This window comes from Pseudomonas sp. BIGb0176 (assembly GCF_024810175.1).
Lineage (GTDB): Bacteria > Pseudomonadota > Gammaproteobacteria > Pseudomonadales > Pseudomonadaceae > Aquipseudomonas > Aquipseudomonas protegens.
In genome coordinates, this window is sequence record NZ_JANUEC010000007.1 from 120,103 (window position 1) to 135,761 (window position 15,659).

Consider the following 15,659-nt stretch of genomic DNA (forward strand, 5'->3'; position numbering starts at 1 on the left):
GGGTACTGGAGTGTTGTGACAGGCGAAGGTTCAGTCGGCTTTGGCCCCGGGCGCCGGGGCCGAAAGGTCGGGCAGCGGCACATCGTAGCCGCAGTAGTGCAGGCGGGTCAGGGTCAGGCGCTTATCGGGGTAGTCATCGCCCCATCTCAGGTTCTGGTCGTAGCGCGACTTGAGATGGGCACACGCCTTTTGAATGCCGGCTCGAGCCTTGGCCAGTACCGGCTCTGGCAAGGGGTTGATCTTCAGGCTCTGGAACAACGGCTGGATAAACACCTTATCCAGGTCGTAGCCCTTGCTCCCCAAGGGCAGGCGCTGGCCGGCATGCACATAGAACGGCTGCTGCAGGCCGCTCTCCTGCTCCCAGCACCAGTACTTCACCTTGTCCTCAAAAATACCGACCGCCGCCCCTTCCCAACGCTCGTATGCACGCAGGCATTGATAGCCCTGCAGGGTCACCCAGTCGAGGCTACTGGGCTTGACGCCGGTATGGGATGGCAACGCCTGCCTGGCCAGCAAATCATCAAGAAATGCCTGCTTCGGATAGAGCAGCCCAACTCCCTGCCCATCGAGAAAGCTGTCGACCCGCATATAGAGCGCTGATGCCGTCACCTGGGTGTTGCCATAGGAAAAGGAACCGGAAGTTCCCACAGACAATGAGTCACTGGCCTTTTCATAATAAAACCCTCCGGTAACGGTTCCGCATTCGGCATGCCGGTAAGGCCCTGGCAAATCGAAGGAGTAGCGCTGCATCAGGGTGACCCGCTTCGCGCCTTCCTGGCAGAGCAGCCGGTTGTCGAAGCGAGCGTTTTCATAGACCAGGGGCGGACTACCACAGCCCGCCAGCCCCGCCAAAATCAGAAACGTCAGCGCTATTCGAAAAGGCATCACTTTGTCCCCAACAATTTGTCGTTGCCTTGGTGGTCGATCAGCGTCGGGACGATGTACTTACCGGCATCCTTGAAGCGCTGCTGAAGTCCGCTTGAGCCACCACCGCAAATATCTTTCGCGACACAGAGGTAGTTGGAATGCGGACTATTCACGCCCTTCAACTCTGCCACCGTGGCCAATGAGCCAAAGAATCGAGCGGTCGGATCAGAAGAGTGCCGGAAGTTCCCCCCCAACAGGTCAGAAACCGTATCGGTCACCGGCACCATGTCAAAGAACGTTCTGGAAGTAGGCCGGTTGACCTGGAAGTAGGCTCCCTCACTGATATCGAACCCGGCGTTTTGAGCGGCCTGGAAGAAATCGGCAGAACCCACAGGTGCTCCGGACAGTTGAATATTGCCTACCTTACCGTCCACCTTGAAGTTAAGACCAGCAATGGCCCGATACGTCAGCAATCCACCCTGGCTGTGTCCGAAAACATCCAGCATGTTGCCCTGGTCAATACCTGCGCCGAGGAAGTCATTGAGCTGTCGGGCATTGCCTGAACGCACGGCCCCCCCCAGGGCCACGTCCCACAGCGACTCCACCAGATCACCCAACAGGCCATGTTCGGGGTTGTAAGCCTGAATGAAGCTGTCCTGGCCTGTTTGCATGCCACCATTGACTAGAGCCGAATCCAGCGAGTTTTGAATGCCGTTGGTGAAAACAGCAGCATTGCCATCAGGTGTCAGCAGGTTGGTGAGAGAACCCAGTGTTTTCTCCACATCCATCACCGGTTTACCCGATACCGGATCAATCTCGACCTTGCCGTTCGCGTCTTTTTTGTACTCCATCTGCACACGATAGAAACTCATGTCGCCAGTGAGCAACGCGGGTATCTGTGTGACCACGCCACCATGACCGGTAACCCCAGGCATCGCGCCCAGCGTGTAGTAATCCGCATTATCCATGGCCTTCTGCAAGAACCCCGGTATCCAGGCCAGAGGCGCCAGTGCCGGGTTGTCTGCCAGGGCCTTGTCCGCCGCCTTGGTCAGGTCAGCGTATTGGGAAAACGCCGCCGAGGCATTCTTGCCATAGTCCTTGAGCCCCTGGGTCCATTGGTTCAGGGTCTGCACCGGATGACCCACCGCATCCAGGGACGACTGGGACACATACAGGTCGGTACGCTTTTCCTTGTCCTTGGTGATTTCATAGGCCAGGGACACATCGCGGTTCAGGCCTGCAGTGGAGTCGGCGCCAGTCTTGGCGTCGTTGCGCACGGTGATGGTGCCCGCGCCCACTGTGGCGCGCACTTCCTGCTCACGCTCCTTGCGGTAGTCATAGCCGCTGACGCTCCAGCCGGACGCCCCGGTCTTGCCCTTCCCTTCCTGGCTCTTGTCCGTGGTGAAGGCCACGTCCTTGCCGCCGGTGGCCTTGGCGCCATCGCCGCCGCCCCAGCCAAAGGTGCCGCCCGCATTGACGTAGTAGCTGTGCTCCTTGTCCTGGCCGGAGATATCTCGGAAGCCCAGGGTGCCGGTGTCCAGCTTGAGGTTGCCGTTGTCGGCGGCGACCAGCGCGCCGTCGAGCTGGGTGTGGTTCTCGGTGCGGATGTCCACTCCGTTCTTGCCGGTGATGCTGGTCTGCTCCTGGACCCAGTTGGTCTTGCCGGTGGTCTTGCCCATGCCCAGGGAACCGCTGACGCTGCCACCGCCGCCCAGGCCGATGCTCACGGTGACACTGGCATCCATTTCCTTGCCGCTGACCTTGCCGGTGTCCGGCACCGAGGACACGGTCAGGTCACCGCCAACCCGGCCGATGACCTCACCACCGCGCAGGGTGGCGCCGGCGATGGTGGTGTCCTTGCCACTGCTGAAGCGCAGCTGGTCGCCGGCTACCAGATTGGCGTTCTGCTGCCGCTGGTTGTCCCGGTCCAACTGGCCCTTGCCCATGTCGACGCTGGCGTAGACCGAGATGAAGTCCTTGCCGCCCACGGCCAGGCCCACTTCACCACCGCCGCTGTGGCGGCTGGACTCGCTGCTGGAATCGTTCTGCGCGGCGCGGATGGTCAGGTCGTTACCGGCGCCCAGGTCGATATCGCGCCCGGCCTGGACCTGGGTTCCGATCAGGGTCAGGTTGTTGCGCGCTTCAAGGCTGACATCACGCCCGGCGAGGAATACCGACGGGGTGTTGGTGCCCTGGTTCATCTGCTCGCTGGCCACACCGTTGCTGCCGCCGATACCGGCACGGGCGCTACCGCCGCCGCTCTGGCCATTGATGCCGCCCTGGCTGCGGGCGGTCTTGCTCTCTTCGGAGACCGAACCGCGGGCCACATCCACATTGATGTCACGGCCCACCAGGGTGATGTCGCGCCCGGCGTCGAACTGACCACCGCGAATGTTGATGTCATTGCCGGCCACGGCGCTGATATCCCGCCCGGCCCCCAGGCTGGCAGGGCTGTTGCTGTGCACTTCCTGGCGCGAGCTGCTGGACTGGCTGGCCGTACCGAAATGGGTCGCGGCGGTCGGGCCCGAGGTGAACTGGTTGATCGCATCCACGGTGCTCAGCACGCTGGAGGCCTTGCTGGTGTTGTCCTCGCCTTTGCCGGTGCCCTTGAGGGCGTCCATGGTGTTGCCGTAGTTGTGGCTGACATTGACCGTCAGGCCATTGCGGTCACGGCTTTTGCTACGTTCCTCGATCGAGGTTTCCTTGCCCGCGTCGATGCTGATATCGCGCCCGGCCTGCAGGTTGATATCACGCCCGGCATCCACTCGCGAGCCTTCCAGGGTCAGGTCACGTCCGGCCTTGATGGTTGCATCCTGCCCGGCCAGCAACTGGCTCGGCGCCACGGTCTGCTCGGCATTGCGCGATTTCTGCTTGAGGCCTTCGCTGCCCAGGAACGCGGTGACGCCATTGCGATCGCTCTCCAGGGACAGCCCCACATGCTTCTCGGATTTCCAGTTGCTCTGGTCCGAGCTGTTGCTGCCGGCCAGGACGTTGATGTCGCGTCCCGCCCCCACATTCAGGTTGCGCTCGGCCGCCGCCGTGCTGCCGATCATGTTGACGTCACGGGATGCCTGCAGGGTGGTGTCACGCCCGCCACTGACCACGCTGCCGACACTCTGGGATTGAATGTTTTCCTGGCCGGATTTCTTCGAGGAGGCAATCGAAGTGAAACTGCCGGAACTGGAGAACCCCACCTTGCTCTTGTACTTGTCGCTCTGGCTGCTGGAGGTGTTGGCCGCGTCCATCAGGTTGATGTCGCCGTTCTTGTCGATCAGCCCGGCGCGCACTTCGGCATCGCGCTTGGCTTCGATGGAACTGGCCGAGAGGTTGACGTTGGTCCCGGATATCACCACCGCGTCATTGCCGGCACTCAGCTCGCTGCCCACCTGGGTGGTGCTGCTGGAGGTGCGGCTGTTGCCGCTCTTACTCAGGCCGAAGCTGCCTTTCTTCTTCTGGCTGTAGGCGCTGTCCTGCTGCTCCTGGGCCGAGACCAGGCTGACGTCCCGGGTAGCGCCCACCAGCAGGTCGTTGCCGGCCTTGAGCTGGCTGCCGACCACGGTGACGTCGCGTCCGCCGTTGAGGCTGATACGGCCATCCTTGTCCTGGCTGACGTTGACCATCAGGTCGTGCCCGGCGCTGATCTCGGAGGCCACGTTGGTGGTGGAGGAATCGGCGCTGCGGGTGGTCTTGCTCTTGCCCCAGGAACCTTTCTTCTTCTGGTAGAAGGTCGAGGATTGCTCGTCCTGGGCCGAGGCGATGACGATGTCGCGCTTGGCATTGAGGGACAGGTCGTTGCCGGCGCTGACCTGGCTCGCTACCACCGCCAGGTCGCGCCCGGCATTGAGTTCCAGGTTGCCGCCGGTGGTCACGCTGGAGCCCAGGGTCTGCACCGTGTCGTTGGTCACCAGGCCGCGACGGATCGCGCTCTGGGTGAAGGTGTGGTCCTGCACCGCCAGCAGGTCGATGTCGCGACCGGCGCTGAGCTTGGCATCGCCGGCACTGGCGAGCTGGCCGAGGTTGGTCAGGTCGCGACCGGCGCTGAGGTCCAGCTGCTGGCGCGCGGTGATCTGGCTGCCCTGGTCGAAGATGGTGCGATTGCCCGAGCCGTAGCCGACGGCCACTGCGGTGCGGTCGTTGATGATGTCGCCCTTGATCGAGGTGACGCTGACCTGGTTGCCGCGGATTTCCCCGGCCAGGGCGTTGCGCACGCTGTCCTGGGCCATCAGGCTGACCCGCTCGTTGGCCTCGATCAGGCCGCCCTGGTAGAGGCTGCCGCCAGCATTCACGCTCAGGTCGTTGCTGGCCCGCAGGGTACCGACGTTGGTCAGGTCGCCGCCGGCGATCAGGGTCATGTCGCGCCCCTGTATCAGGCTGCCACCGCGCAGGTTGCGGGTTTCCGCCTGGGCCAGGTAGAGCACCGGCACCAGCACTTTCTCACCCTGCACTTCGCGGGTTTCCATCCACACGATGTCATGGGTCAGCGAGGCCACCTGGGCCGGGGTCAGGGACACGCCGATGCTCAGGTTCAACTGGTCCTTGGAAGCGATGGCGTTGTCCATCAGGTAGCGGTACTGGTCGTAGTCGCTGGTCAGCCCGGCCGCCAGGAAGCGCTGGCCGGTCTGGGCCAGCACTGCGTCGCGAATCAGCCGGGTCTCGTACAGGCCGTCGCCCAGGCGGCGCCAGGTCTGGTCGGTGTTGTAGTTGAGGTTGCCGAGCATGTAGTCCGAGCTCATGAAGCGCGACAGGTCGGTGAAGGTCGGATTGGTCTCGATCAGGTAGCGGCCCTGGGGGTTCTGGCTCTTGACGAACAGGCCGTACTCGCCCTGAGGCACGCGGAAGCTCGACAGCGAGGTCGGGTCCACGGCGGCGAACGGCACGCCGGAGAAATCCACCGGGACGAAGCTGACCTGGGTGGTGCCGTCGGCGCCGACCTTCTCGATGCGTTGCACATCCTTGGCCACCTGGTTGGCCGCCGCGGAGCTCTGGGCATTGACCGTGATCACCTGGCCGCCCACCTGGGCCAGGTTGTTCTGCAGCGTCTGCCCGGTGAGCTGGGCGCGGCTCTGTTCGCTCTGCACGCCGTTTTCAAGGGTGCCGCTGACCTGCAGGTGCAGGCGCTGGCCGGCCTGCAGGGTGGAGGCGTAGGCGCTCTGGGAACCCGGGGTGATCACCGTGTGGCTGGCGGGTTCGTAGATCGGGTACTGGGTCACCACGGTCGGCAGCGGGTCCTGCTGGCCCGGCGCGCGATTGGCGTTGGCGGCGTTCCAGGCGATGGTGGCGCGCTCGGCGGCGCGGAACGCGCCCTTGGAAACCCCGTGCAGGAAATAGCTGATGCTCTCGACCCGTTTGTTCAGGGTCAGGCCCCGGTTGTACAGGTTGTTGGCGGTGATGGAGACATCGCGGTTGGCGGCGATCAGGCTCTGGTCGTTTTCCACCGTATCGGCATTGATGGTCAGGTCACGGTTGGACACCAGGCGGGCGCCAGCGGAGTGCTCGCCCATAGTGCCTTCGTAGGTGGTGTTAACGATGTAAGTGGCGGTGTGGTAATCGCCGGAACAATCGGTGCAGTTGATCACGATATTGCGCTGGGTGATGGTTTCGCCGACCTGGTAATGGTCCATGGCGTTTTGCAGCAACGCCACGTTGAGGTTCATGTCGCCCTCGCTTTCGATGGTTCCGGAGCGGTTGCTCAGCAGGGCCGCGCGGCCCCCGTCGAGGGCGGCGAAGCTGAGGTTGCCGGCGCTGTAGATGTCGCCGTAGCTGTTGGCCAGGCCGTTGCCCCGCAGGAGCATGTCGCCGCCGCTGTAGATCAGGGTGTCGGCCGAGGTGGTGATGCCGTTGCTGGAGCGCAGCTGCATCTGCCCCAGGGCGCCCAGGGTGCCGCGGTTGTTGATCTGCCCCGCCGACACGTAGAGGTTCTGGCTGGCGATCAGCCGGCCCAGGTTGTCCAGGGTGCCGCGCAGGTTCAGCTCGGTGTCGCCGCCGCTGGCGATACGACCGCCGTTCTGGTTGAGGTCGCTGGCGCCCACCGTGAGCTTGCCCCGGGACGACAGCAGGCCGCTGTTGTTCAGGTTGCCCCCCAGGTCCAGGGTCAGGTAGCCGTCACTGGCCAGTTCCCCGGCGTTGTTCAGGGTGGCGGCGCCCACCCGCAGGCCGCTGGCGCTGGCGATACGGTCGCCCGCACTGAGGTTGAGATCGCCACCGGTGCTCAGGTCCAGGGCGCCGTTGAGCTGCATCAGCCCGCTGCGGTCCACCCAGCCGATGTCCCAGTCGCCCCGGCCCAGGCCGGTGATGCGCCCCTGGAGGCCCGAGAGCCCGCCCAGGTCGAGTTTGAACAGGCCGTTGCCAGCGTGCTCGATGCTGCCGCCGACGTTGTTCAGGTTGCCCGCATTCAGGCTGAAGGCGTTGGAGCCCAGGGCCAGGCTACCGCCCTGGTTGTACAGGCTGCCGCCCAGGCTGACCCGGCTTTGCTCCCCGCCTACGGCGCGGATTCGCCCGCCGGCACTGTTATCCAGGTTGCCGCCCACCAGCAGCAGCGAGCCGGCCGACTCCACCAGGCCGCCCTGGTTGTAGAGGTTGGCCGCGGTGGTCAGGTCCAACTGCTGGGCGCTGATTTCGCCGCCCCAGCGGTTGTCCAGGGTCTGTCCGGAAGCGCTGAGCAGGCCGTTGGCGTAGAGCTTGCCTGCCTGGTTGGTGAGGCGGTCCACCACCAGCTTCAGGTTGCCGGCCTGGCTGCTGATCAAGCCGGCCTTGCCGTTCAGGGCACTGTTATCCACAGCCCCGGCCGTCACCGCGAGGGTCGCGCCCTGCAGGGTGCCGCCACGGTTGTCCAGGCTGCCCTGGCCCAGGGTGACTTCACCATGGCCGCCCTGGGCCAGGATCATCCCTTCGGCGTTGTTCAGGCCCCCGGTCACCAGGTTCAGGCCGTCGCTGCCAGCGAGCAGTTGCCCCTGGCGGTTGTCCAGCGCGCCGCCATCGACCTCCAGGCGCTTGCCCTTGAGGGTGCCGCCCTGGTTGTCGAGACGGGCCAGCTGGGTGACCTTGAGTGCCTGGTCACCGGCGTCGATGACCCCGGCGCTGTTGTTCAATACGCCATTGTTGAGGGCCACATGCAGCCCCCCGGCCTTGGCCACCACTGCGCCCCTGGCGCTGTTGTCCAGGCCCGCGGCGTTGATCCCGACGCTCTCGCCGAGGATCACCCCGCCACTGTTGTTCAGTTGGCCGCCGTTGACTTGCAGATGCCCGTCGCTTTGCAGGCGCCCCTGGCTGTTGAGCAACTGCCCCGGGGTGGCGCCGTCGGCAGTCAAGGTCAGCAGCAAGCCGTCGCTGCCCGCCGCCAGCAAGCCTGCGCCCTGGTTGTCCAGGCGCTGGGTGCTCAGGCTCAGGCGGTCGCCCACCAGTTGCCCGCCACGGTTGTCCAAAAGGCCGTTGTTGGTCAGCAGCAATTGATTGCCCACCACCACGCCGCCCTGGTTGTTCAGGCTGCCGGAGCCGATCTGCACATCGCCGTTCTTGGCCTGCAAATGGCCCAGGGCGTTGTTCAGATGCTGCTTGACCGTCAGGGTCAGCTGGCCGGCTTCGGCGCTGAGTACCCCGCCCTGGTTCTGGCTGAGGCTGTCGAGGTTGGCAGTCAGTACGTTGCCGATCACCTGGCCCTGGTTGTTGGCCAGGTCCCGGGCTTCCAGCAGCAGGTTGTCCTTGCCTTGCAGCAGGCCGCCCTGGTTGTCGATATCCGCGGTGTGCAGCTCAAGCCCGGTGGCATCCACCGTGCCGCCCTGGTTATCGAGCTTGCCACTGCTGGTGAGGGTCAGCTGCGGAGCAACCAGGGTGCCAGCGCGGTTATCCACGCTGGCGGACTTGAGGCTGAGCAGCGATGTGGCCTGGAGCTTGCCACCCACATTGATCAGGTCCTGGGCGAGGCTCACCTGCAACTCGCCCTTCTCGGCGCTGACCAGGCCCTTCTGGCTGTTGTCCAGGCGCGTGCCAGTGATCTTGATCTGGTCGGCCAGCAGCTTGCCGCCCTGGTTGAGCAACTCTGCGCCCTGGGTTTCCAGCAGGGTCTGGGCCTGGAGCTGGCCACCGTTGTTGTTCAACTGCTCGCTGACCTTGAAGGTGGCGCTGCCCTGGCTGGCCCCGATCAGGCCCTGCTGGTTGTCCAGCCGTCCGGCGCTGATCTCTACCCGGTCGGCAATCATCGAGCCTTTCTGGTTGCTCACTTCGCGGGCCTTGAGGGTCAGGTCGGCGCCCGCCACTTCCAGGCGCCCGCCGTTGTTGTTCAGGCTATCCAGAGTGAGCGTCGCGGCCTGCTGCTCGCCAAAGCGGATCAGGCCGCCCAGGTTGGCGATGGCCGGGGTGGTCAGCACCAGCTCGTGCTGTGCCAGCACCCGGGCCTGTGCGCCCTGGTTGACCAGGCGCGCGGTCTTGACCTCGACCTTGGGCCCCTGAATCACCCCGTTCTGGTTGTTCAGGGCCTGGCGCGCGGTCAGCTCCAGGTTGCGGCTGGCCAGTACGTTGCCGCGGTTCTCCAGGGTGCCGGCGGTCAGCTTGACCTCGCCGTGATCGTTGCGGCTGTTGTCGGTGTTGACTCCGGCTTCGATGATGCCGTGGTTGACCACCTGCGCGGCGTCCACCACCTGGACCCGGTCCCGGGCCGCCAGGCTGGTCTGCACCTGGATCTGCTCGGCGGCCTGCAGGGTCGCCTCGGTGCCGGCGTAGGCCTTGCCCTTGAGCTCGATGCTCTGGGCCTTGATGGCGATGGCCTGGTTGGCGCCCATGCCGGCGACCGTGACCTTGCCGTTGGCGTCGATCTGGATATCACCGGTGCTGGCCGCCATTTCCCCGGACATGTTCACCCCCACGCCCTTTTCCGTGCCCACCAGGCGGATCGCCCCGGCGTACATGCCGCCCAGGGCCGAGCTGTCGATGGCCAGTTCCGGCTTGGCGCTGGCGTCGGCATCCCGGGCCGTGACACTCAGGTCATCGGCCTTGACGTCGTTGCGCCCGGTGATGACGTTGAGCTTCTTGGCGTACAGGTCGGCATTGAGCTTGGTACTGCGGGTGATCAGGTCGAACTGGTCGATGTTGCTGGCGTTGAGGCCGGCGCCTTCGATGCTGATGTCGCCGCCATCGACCTGGAAGCGATCGAGTTTCTGCCCTTCGATCACCGGCTTGCCGGTGGTCAGGGTGGCCCGTGGGGTGTTGATGAAGCCGCAGCCGTTGCAGGTGATGCCATGAGGGTTAGCGACGATCACCCGGGCCGACTGCCCGGCCACTTCGGTATAGCCCGCCAGCTTGCTGCGATTGCTGCCGGTGACTTCGTTGAGAATGACCTGGGCCGCCTGCCCCTTGAGGTTGGGGTTGCCCATGATGTAGCCGCCCAGCTGAGTGTTCTGGGTCGAGCCGGTACCGTTATTGAGGATCAGGCCGTTGCTGCCGACGTTGTATTCGCTGAACTTGTTGTGGGACAAGCCGGCGCCGTTGGCGGCGTTGATGTTGACGATGGGTACGCCATTGCCGGCCGCGCCGATGGTGGCGTTGCCCCCCGCGGCCGGGTCCAGGGCCAGGCCTGCGGCCACGCTGACGATCGGGTTGAGAAACAGGATCCCCGACAACGACAGGGCAATGCATTGGGCAAAAGGCTTGCGTACGTCCATGTGCGAATCATCCATTCAATAACGTTGCGGGCGAGTCAGAAGAACAGGTCTACCCGGAAGTACACCGGGTGCTCTCGCCTCTCGATAATTGCCGGTCGCTCCAGGGAGCGTGCGAAGCTGACGGATGCAGCCAGGTACTGGCCGCGGGCATTGAGTTCCAGGGCATTGCCGCTCATGCGGCCGCGGGCATCGTGGTTGTAGCGATCGCCCTTGATCACCCCCACGTCATACGCAAAGGCCATGCCGTATTCCTGGACAAAAGGCTGCAACGCCGGCCAGGTCACCGCACGGCGCCAGCGCAGTTGGTTGCGCCAGTAGCCGCCGCTGTTGCCGGACAGGGTCTGGTCCTGGAAGCCACGCACCGAGTTGAGGCCGCCGAGGCTGATGCGCTGGGGGCTGAAGAGCACGTCCTCGCTGCGCTGCCCGGTGGCCAGGCTGTCGAAGCTGAAGTTTTCGTTCCACAGGCGAAAGGGCTGCAGGTAGCTCAGGGTCAGGCTGTATTTGTTGTAACGGGCGACCGGCTCGCTGCCATGGGGATTGCCGCTGGCCTGGGCATCCAGGGCGCCGATGCCCTGCTGCCAGCCAATGTCGGCGTTGACCAGGGCATTGCCGATGCGCCGCCCATGGTTGAAGCCCAGCTGGCTTTCGGTGATGCGGTTGCTGGACACGTCGATCAGGTTGTCATCGATGTAGTTGCGCGTGCGCAACTGGCTCAGGCCCAGGCTCATGCCGGTCTTGCTCAGGTTGTCGCGGTGCAGCACCCGTTCGGCGCGCAACTGCTGGTTCTTGCTTTCGCCGTCCATGGTGAAGTCGAAGCCGGTGCTGTCATTGCGGGTGCGGTAGTAGCTCTGGCTGTAGGAATAACTGAGGGTCCACCAGCCCCAGGGCAGGCTGTAGAACAGGCTCTGGTTGTCGGAGTGGCGCCAGCGGTCACTGACCGTGTCCTGATTGGCCCGCAGGCTGAGCTGGTCTGCCAGGCCCAGGGGGCTGTCCCAGTCCAGGCCGAGGCCGGCCTGCTGCTCGCCGGTGCTCTTGTCGCCGCTGTTGTTGCGGGTGGCCGATACCCGCCAGGGTTTCAGACGCTGGCCCTTGAGCCCGACACGGCTGTCGCCCAGTTTCTCTCCCGGGGCCAGTTCCAGTTCCACCTGGCGCGAAGGCAAGCGAGTCAGCTGGTCCACCAGTTGCTCCAGCTCCCGCAGGTTGAGCACCTCGCCGGTGGTGCCGGGAAAGGCCATGGCCAGTTCCCGCGAGCTGGCCAGGGCGGAACTGTCCAGGCTCTCCAGGCGGCCTTCGACCACCACGATGGTCAGTTGCCCCGAGGCCAGTTCCTGGGCCGGCAGGTAGGCCCGGGTGGTCACATAGCCCTGCTGCAGGTAGTGATGGGTGATGGCTTTGAGCAGGGTGTTGATCTGCGTCACCGACAGGCACTGGTCGCGATAGGGCGCCACCAGGCGCTCGCGATCGGCGGCGGAAAGATGATCGGCACCCTTGAGAATCACGGTCTTGATGGTGAAACAGCGCTGCTCGCCCGGTTGCGGGGCAGGCTCGGGGGGCAAGGTCTTGCCGGGGAGTTGCTGGAGTTCGTCGAGGCGCTTCTGCTGCTCTTGCAGCAACTGCTGCTGGCGATCCCGAATCAGGTCGCGATCACCCGGCGTCTGCAGCGGCGCGGCGCTGAGCGCGAGCGAAGCAGACAAAGCACAAAACGCTACTACAGGCCTGAACAAGCCAAAACGCGACATGCTTTCCATTCCCTAGAATCACGGATTTTGGCTGGCCAAACGTCCGCGTGGTGCGTCCCGGCACCTGTTTTCGAAGGGAACAAAGTGTAAATGTAAAAAAATTTACATAACAAAAAAGCGACGAGCGGTAGCTGCCAGACCTATCTCATTGAAAGCTAATGGTTTACGTGCTGCGAAACTCTGAAAAACCGATGCAGGCCAAGGTCCTGTAGCGCGCGCGATACCTCGGCCCCATCGATTCAGGCTCATTTCTTCTTCAGGCAATCACTCATGAACGCCTTGCGCGCATCGCCCTTGAGCGCCTGGGTGGTGGCCGTGGCGTTGCAGGTCTTCATTCTTTCCTGAGGCGTGGACGGGGTAGCCGCAGCTGCCGGGGCCGCCTTGAGGCAAGTGCTCATGAAGGCTTTGCGCTCATCGCCCTTCAGGGTCTTGGCGGTGGCCTCGGCATTGCAGGTAGTCATCTTGTTCTGCTGGGCGGTGGCGGCAAAACCCTGGGAGCACAGCAGCAGGCCCACCATCAACAACGGAATACGCAACATCTTCATGGAGTTTTCTCCTTGTCACCGCACCGACGGGCACGGCCTCCAGCGCAGTGTAGACAAAGCCTGTTACACCTTCACCTGTTCTGCAGGCCGGCCCGGCGATACTGCTCCGGCGTGCTGCCAGCCTGGCGCTGGAACATCGCGATAAACGCCGAGGCGCTGCTGTAGCCCATGTCGAAGGCGATTTCCTGGATGCTGCGCGAGCTCTCCAGGGCCTCGATGGAGGCCAGGAAACGCTGGCGCTGGCGCCATTCGCCAAAACTCATGCCCAATTCCCGCACGAACTGCCGGGCCAGGGTCCGCTCGCTGACATGGGCCAGCCCCGCCCAGTGGGCCAAAGGCTGGTTGTTGCCCGGTTCGGCCTGCAGGGCCTGGAGCACCCGCAGCAGGTCGGGGCTGCTGGCGTAGGGCAGGTAACAGGTATGCACCGGCGCCTGGCGCAACTGGTCCAGCAGCACCTGGGCCAGGCGCTGGTCGGCCTCGCCCTCGGGGATCTGCACGTCACGGGCGGCGAAGTCCTTGAGGATCGCCTTGAGGATCTCGCTGATGGCCAGGGTACTGCCCCCGGCCGGCAACTCGGCACACAGCTCCGGGGCCAGCAGTACGGCGCGGTAGTTGATCGGCTGCGCGGTGTAGAAACTGTGGGGCGTCTGTGGCGGCACCCACACCGCATATTGCGGCGGCGACATGAAACGCTGGCCGGCAATCTCCATGTGCATCACGCCGTGGGCCGAATACTCCAGGCAGCCCCAGGGGTGGCGATGCTCCAGGGCATGGCTGTGGGCGGCGAAGTCGGCATAGCGGAAGTACACCGGCGCGGGCAGCCCGTGGAAATCCAGGAGATCGATGTGTTTTTTGCTCATGCTGTCCGGATGTCGGGGCGGGTTGTCCGGTTCGCAGTATAGGCATTGATCCGGACAAGAGGATAATCAGCCTTCATCAACTTTCTGGTTGTCTCCATGCAATACGCTTATCCACTGCTGGCCATCTTTATCTGGGCCGGCAATACCGTGATCAACAAACTCGCCGTGGGCGCGATCTTTCCCGCGGAGATCGGCTTCTATCGCTGGTTGCTGGCGGGCCTGCTGTTCACCCCCTTCATGCTCAAGCCGGTGATCAAGCACTGGCCGGAGGTCCGCCCCAACCTCTGGCGCATCGCCATTCTCGGCGTGCTGGGCATGGCGGTGTACCAGAGCCTGGCCTACTTCGCCGCCAGCCTGACCTCGGCCACCAACATGGGCATCATCCTTTCGCTGATGCCGCTGATGTCCCTGGCCATGGCCATCGCGGCCCTGGGCCAGCGCCTGACTGCCGGAGCCCTGGTGGGCGCCGTGCTGTCCTTCGCCGGGGTGCTGGTGGTGGTGTCCTCCGGCAGCCTGGCCGCGCTGCTGCAACACGGGGTCAACCTGGGGGACGCGATGATGCTGGTGGCCACCCTGGCCTACGCCATCTACAGCACCCTGCTGAAGAAATGGCAGCTGCGCCTGCCGCCGCTGGTGCTGTTGTATCTGCAGGTGCTGGTGGCGGTCGTGGTGCTGCTACCGTTGTTCCTGGCTTCGCCGAAGGTAGGCCCGACTCTGCAGAACATTCCGCTGGTGCTCTATGCCTGCCTGCTGGCTTCGATGCTCGCGCCCTTGGCCTGGATGCAGGCGGTGGTGCGCCTGGGGCCAAGCCGGACCACGCTGTTTTTCAATCTGCTGCCGTTGATCACGGCGCTGATTGCGGCAGTGGTGCTGCATGAGCAGTTGGCCTGGTTCCATTTGGTGGGTGGCTTGCTGACCTTGGGCGGGGTGATTCTCTCGGAACGCTGGACCACCGTACTGGGACCGCTCGCCGGCAAGCCGGCTTCTGCCGGGCAACGCTGAGATCAGAGGCCGGCGGCCTTGAGGCGCCGGGCATGTTCGACGAACAGGCGGATCGGCTCCGCGCCCTTGCCCACCAGCCCCAGGGACTGATTGACGATATCGAAATGGTCCAGCGGGTAATCATCGCCAATGACCTGCCCCAGGTGCGAGCTGTAGCGCCCCACCATGCCGTCGCACTGGCCGGCTTCACGGACGAAGGTGCGGGCGAACAGCCGGCAACTGCGGTTGGTGCCGTCGAACAGGTTACGCCCGCGGTTGGTCTTGCCCGGCTGCAAAATGCCGGACCAGGAGTAGTAGTGCACACCGTCGACCTGCGCCGGCCCTTGCCCGCCCCATTCCTGCGGCAACCCCTGGGGGTACTGGCGGTTGAACAGGGCCACGCCCTCGGTGGTCAGGGACTGGTGCGAAGCATGGATATCCACCGGCTGCTTCGGTCCGCGATAGCCGGTTTCCAGCAACCGCATCAGGCTTGAAATCCCCCTCAGCAGCAGGCTCAGCACTCGCCCCCGCAGGCTATGGGCGGGTGAATGCCGTTGCAGATAATCCGCCAGCTCGGAGCCATGGTTGGGCCCCGCCACCGACGTTACCGAGGCCACCCAGTCCGGGCGCTTGGCGGCGGCGTAACGCGCGGTGAGCGCGCCCTGGCTGTGGCCGATCAGGTTGACTCGGGCGGCGCCGGTCTCGGCCATGATCCGCTGGATCTGCGCCAGCAACTGCTCACCGCGCACCTCGCTGGAATTGAGCGGCGAGACCTGCACCGCGATCACCTGCGCCCCGCCCCGGCGCAAGGCCGGAATGATCCCGTACCAGTAGGGGTACAGCAGCAGGCGGACAAAGCCGAGCATGCCGGGCACCAGGACCAGGGGGTAACGGGTGGCAAGCTCTTGGGACATGCGGCGACATCCTTGTGCGAAGGCAGCGGGGCTGGCTGAAAGCTAGACCATAACCGGGGCCGTCGTCAGCCCCCATGACGCTTTGGCGACAAACCGGTGA

7 protein-coding genes are annotated in these 15,659 nt (G+C 64.4%); 1 reads left to right on the top strand and 6 read right to left on the bottom strand.

The features are described from left to right. Positions 1-30: 30 nt before the first annotated feature. The 5 genes from M2395_RS30740 to M2395_RS30760 form a co-directional block, all read right to left on the bottom strand. Positions 31-885, bottom strand: a complete 855-nt coding sequence (locus M2395_RS30740; RefSeq protein WP_123431191.1) for a hypothetical protein — start codon at positions 883-885, stop codon at positions 31-33. Beyond that, positions 885-10,535 carry a hemagglutinin repeat-containing protein gene (locus M2395_RS30745; RefSeq protein ID WP_233447089.1) on the bottom strand — a complete coding sequence of 3,217 codons (9,651 nt, stop codon included), beginning with the start codon at positions 10,533-10,535 and terminating at the stop codon, positions 885-887. Before M2395_RS30745 ends, M2395_RS30740 begins: the two co-directional genes overlap by 1 nt. 20 nt (positions 10,536-10,555) lie before the next feature. Then, positions 10,556-12,259 carry a ShlB/FhaC/HecB family hemolysin secretion/activation protein gene (locus tag M2395_RS30750; RefSeq protein WP_053156233.1) on the bottom strand — a complete coding sequence of 568 codons (1,704 nt, stop codon included), beginning with the start codon at positions 12,257-12,259 and terminating at the stop codon, positions 10,556-10,558. A gap of 245 nt (positions 12,260-12,504) precedes the next feature. Then, positions 12,505-12,804, bottom strand: a complete 300-nt coding sequence (locus M2395_RS30755) for a PsiF family protein (RefSeq protein WP_011058988.1) — start codon at positions 12,802-12,804, stop codon at positions 12,505-12,507. Positions 12,805-12,875: 71 nt separating this feature from the next. Beyond that, complete coding sequence (locus M2395_RS30760) at positions 12,876-13,664, bottom strand: helix-turn-helix transcriptional regulator (RefSeq protein ID WP_011058987.1); 789 nt, start codon at positions 13,662-13,664, stop codon at positions 12,876-12,878. Between the two features lie 96 nt (positions 13,665-13,760). Between M2395_RS30760 and M2395_RS30765 the strand changes: the two genes are divergently transcribed. After that, positions 13,761-14,666, top strand: a complete 906-nt coding sequence (locus tag M2395_RS30765) for a DMT family transporter (RefSeq protein ID WP_011058986.1) — start codon at positions 13,761-13,763, stop codon at positions 14,664-14,666. Between the two features lie 2 nt (positions 14,667-14,668). On the opposite strand, the gene M2395_RS30770 is transcribed toward M2395_RS30765, so the two are convergent. Continuing rightward, entirely contained in the window at positions 14,669-15,559 is an 891-nt protein-coding gene (locus tag M2395_RS30770; protein WP_019094041.1) for a triacylglycerol lipase, read from the bottom strand. Positions 15,560-15,659: the final 100 nt, after the last annotated feature.

Coding starts and splice junctions, on each gene's coding strand:
- M2395_RS30770 (WP_019094041.1), bottom strand. CDS start 15,559: ATGTCCCAAGAGCTTGCCACCCGTTACCCCCTGGTCCTGGTGCCCGGC.
- M2395_RS30740 (WP_123431191.1), bottom strand. CDS start 885: ATGCCTTTTCGAATAGCGCTGACGTTTCTGATTTTGGCGGGGCTGGCG.
- M2395_RS30750 (WP_053156233.1), bottom strand. CDS start 12,259: ATGTCGCGTTTTGGCTTGTTCAGGCCTGTAGTAGCGTTTTGTGCTTTG.
- M2395_RS30760 (WP_011058987.1), bottom strand. CDS start 13,664: ATGAGCAAAAAACACATCGATCTCCTGGATTTCCACGGGCTGCCCGCG.
- M2395_RS30745 (WP_233447089.1), bottom strand. CDS start 10,535: ATGGATGATTCGCACATGGACGTACGCAAGCCTTTTGCCCAATGCATT.
- M2395_RS30755 (WP_011058988.1), bottom strand. CDS start 12,804: ATGAAGATGTTGCGTATTCCGTTGTTGATGGTGGGCCTGCTGCTGTGC.
- M2395_RS30765 (WP_011058986.1), top strand. CDS start 13,761: ATGCAATACGCTTATCCACTGCTGGCCATCTTTATCTGGGCCGGCAAT.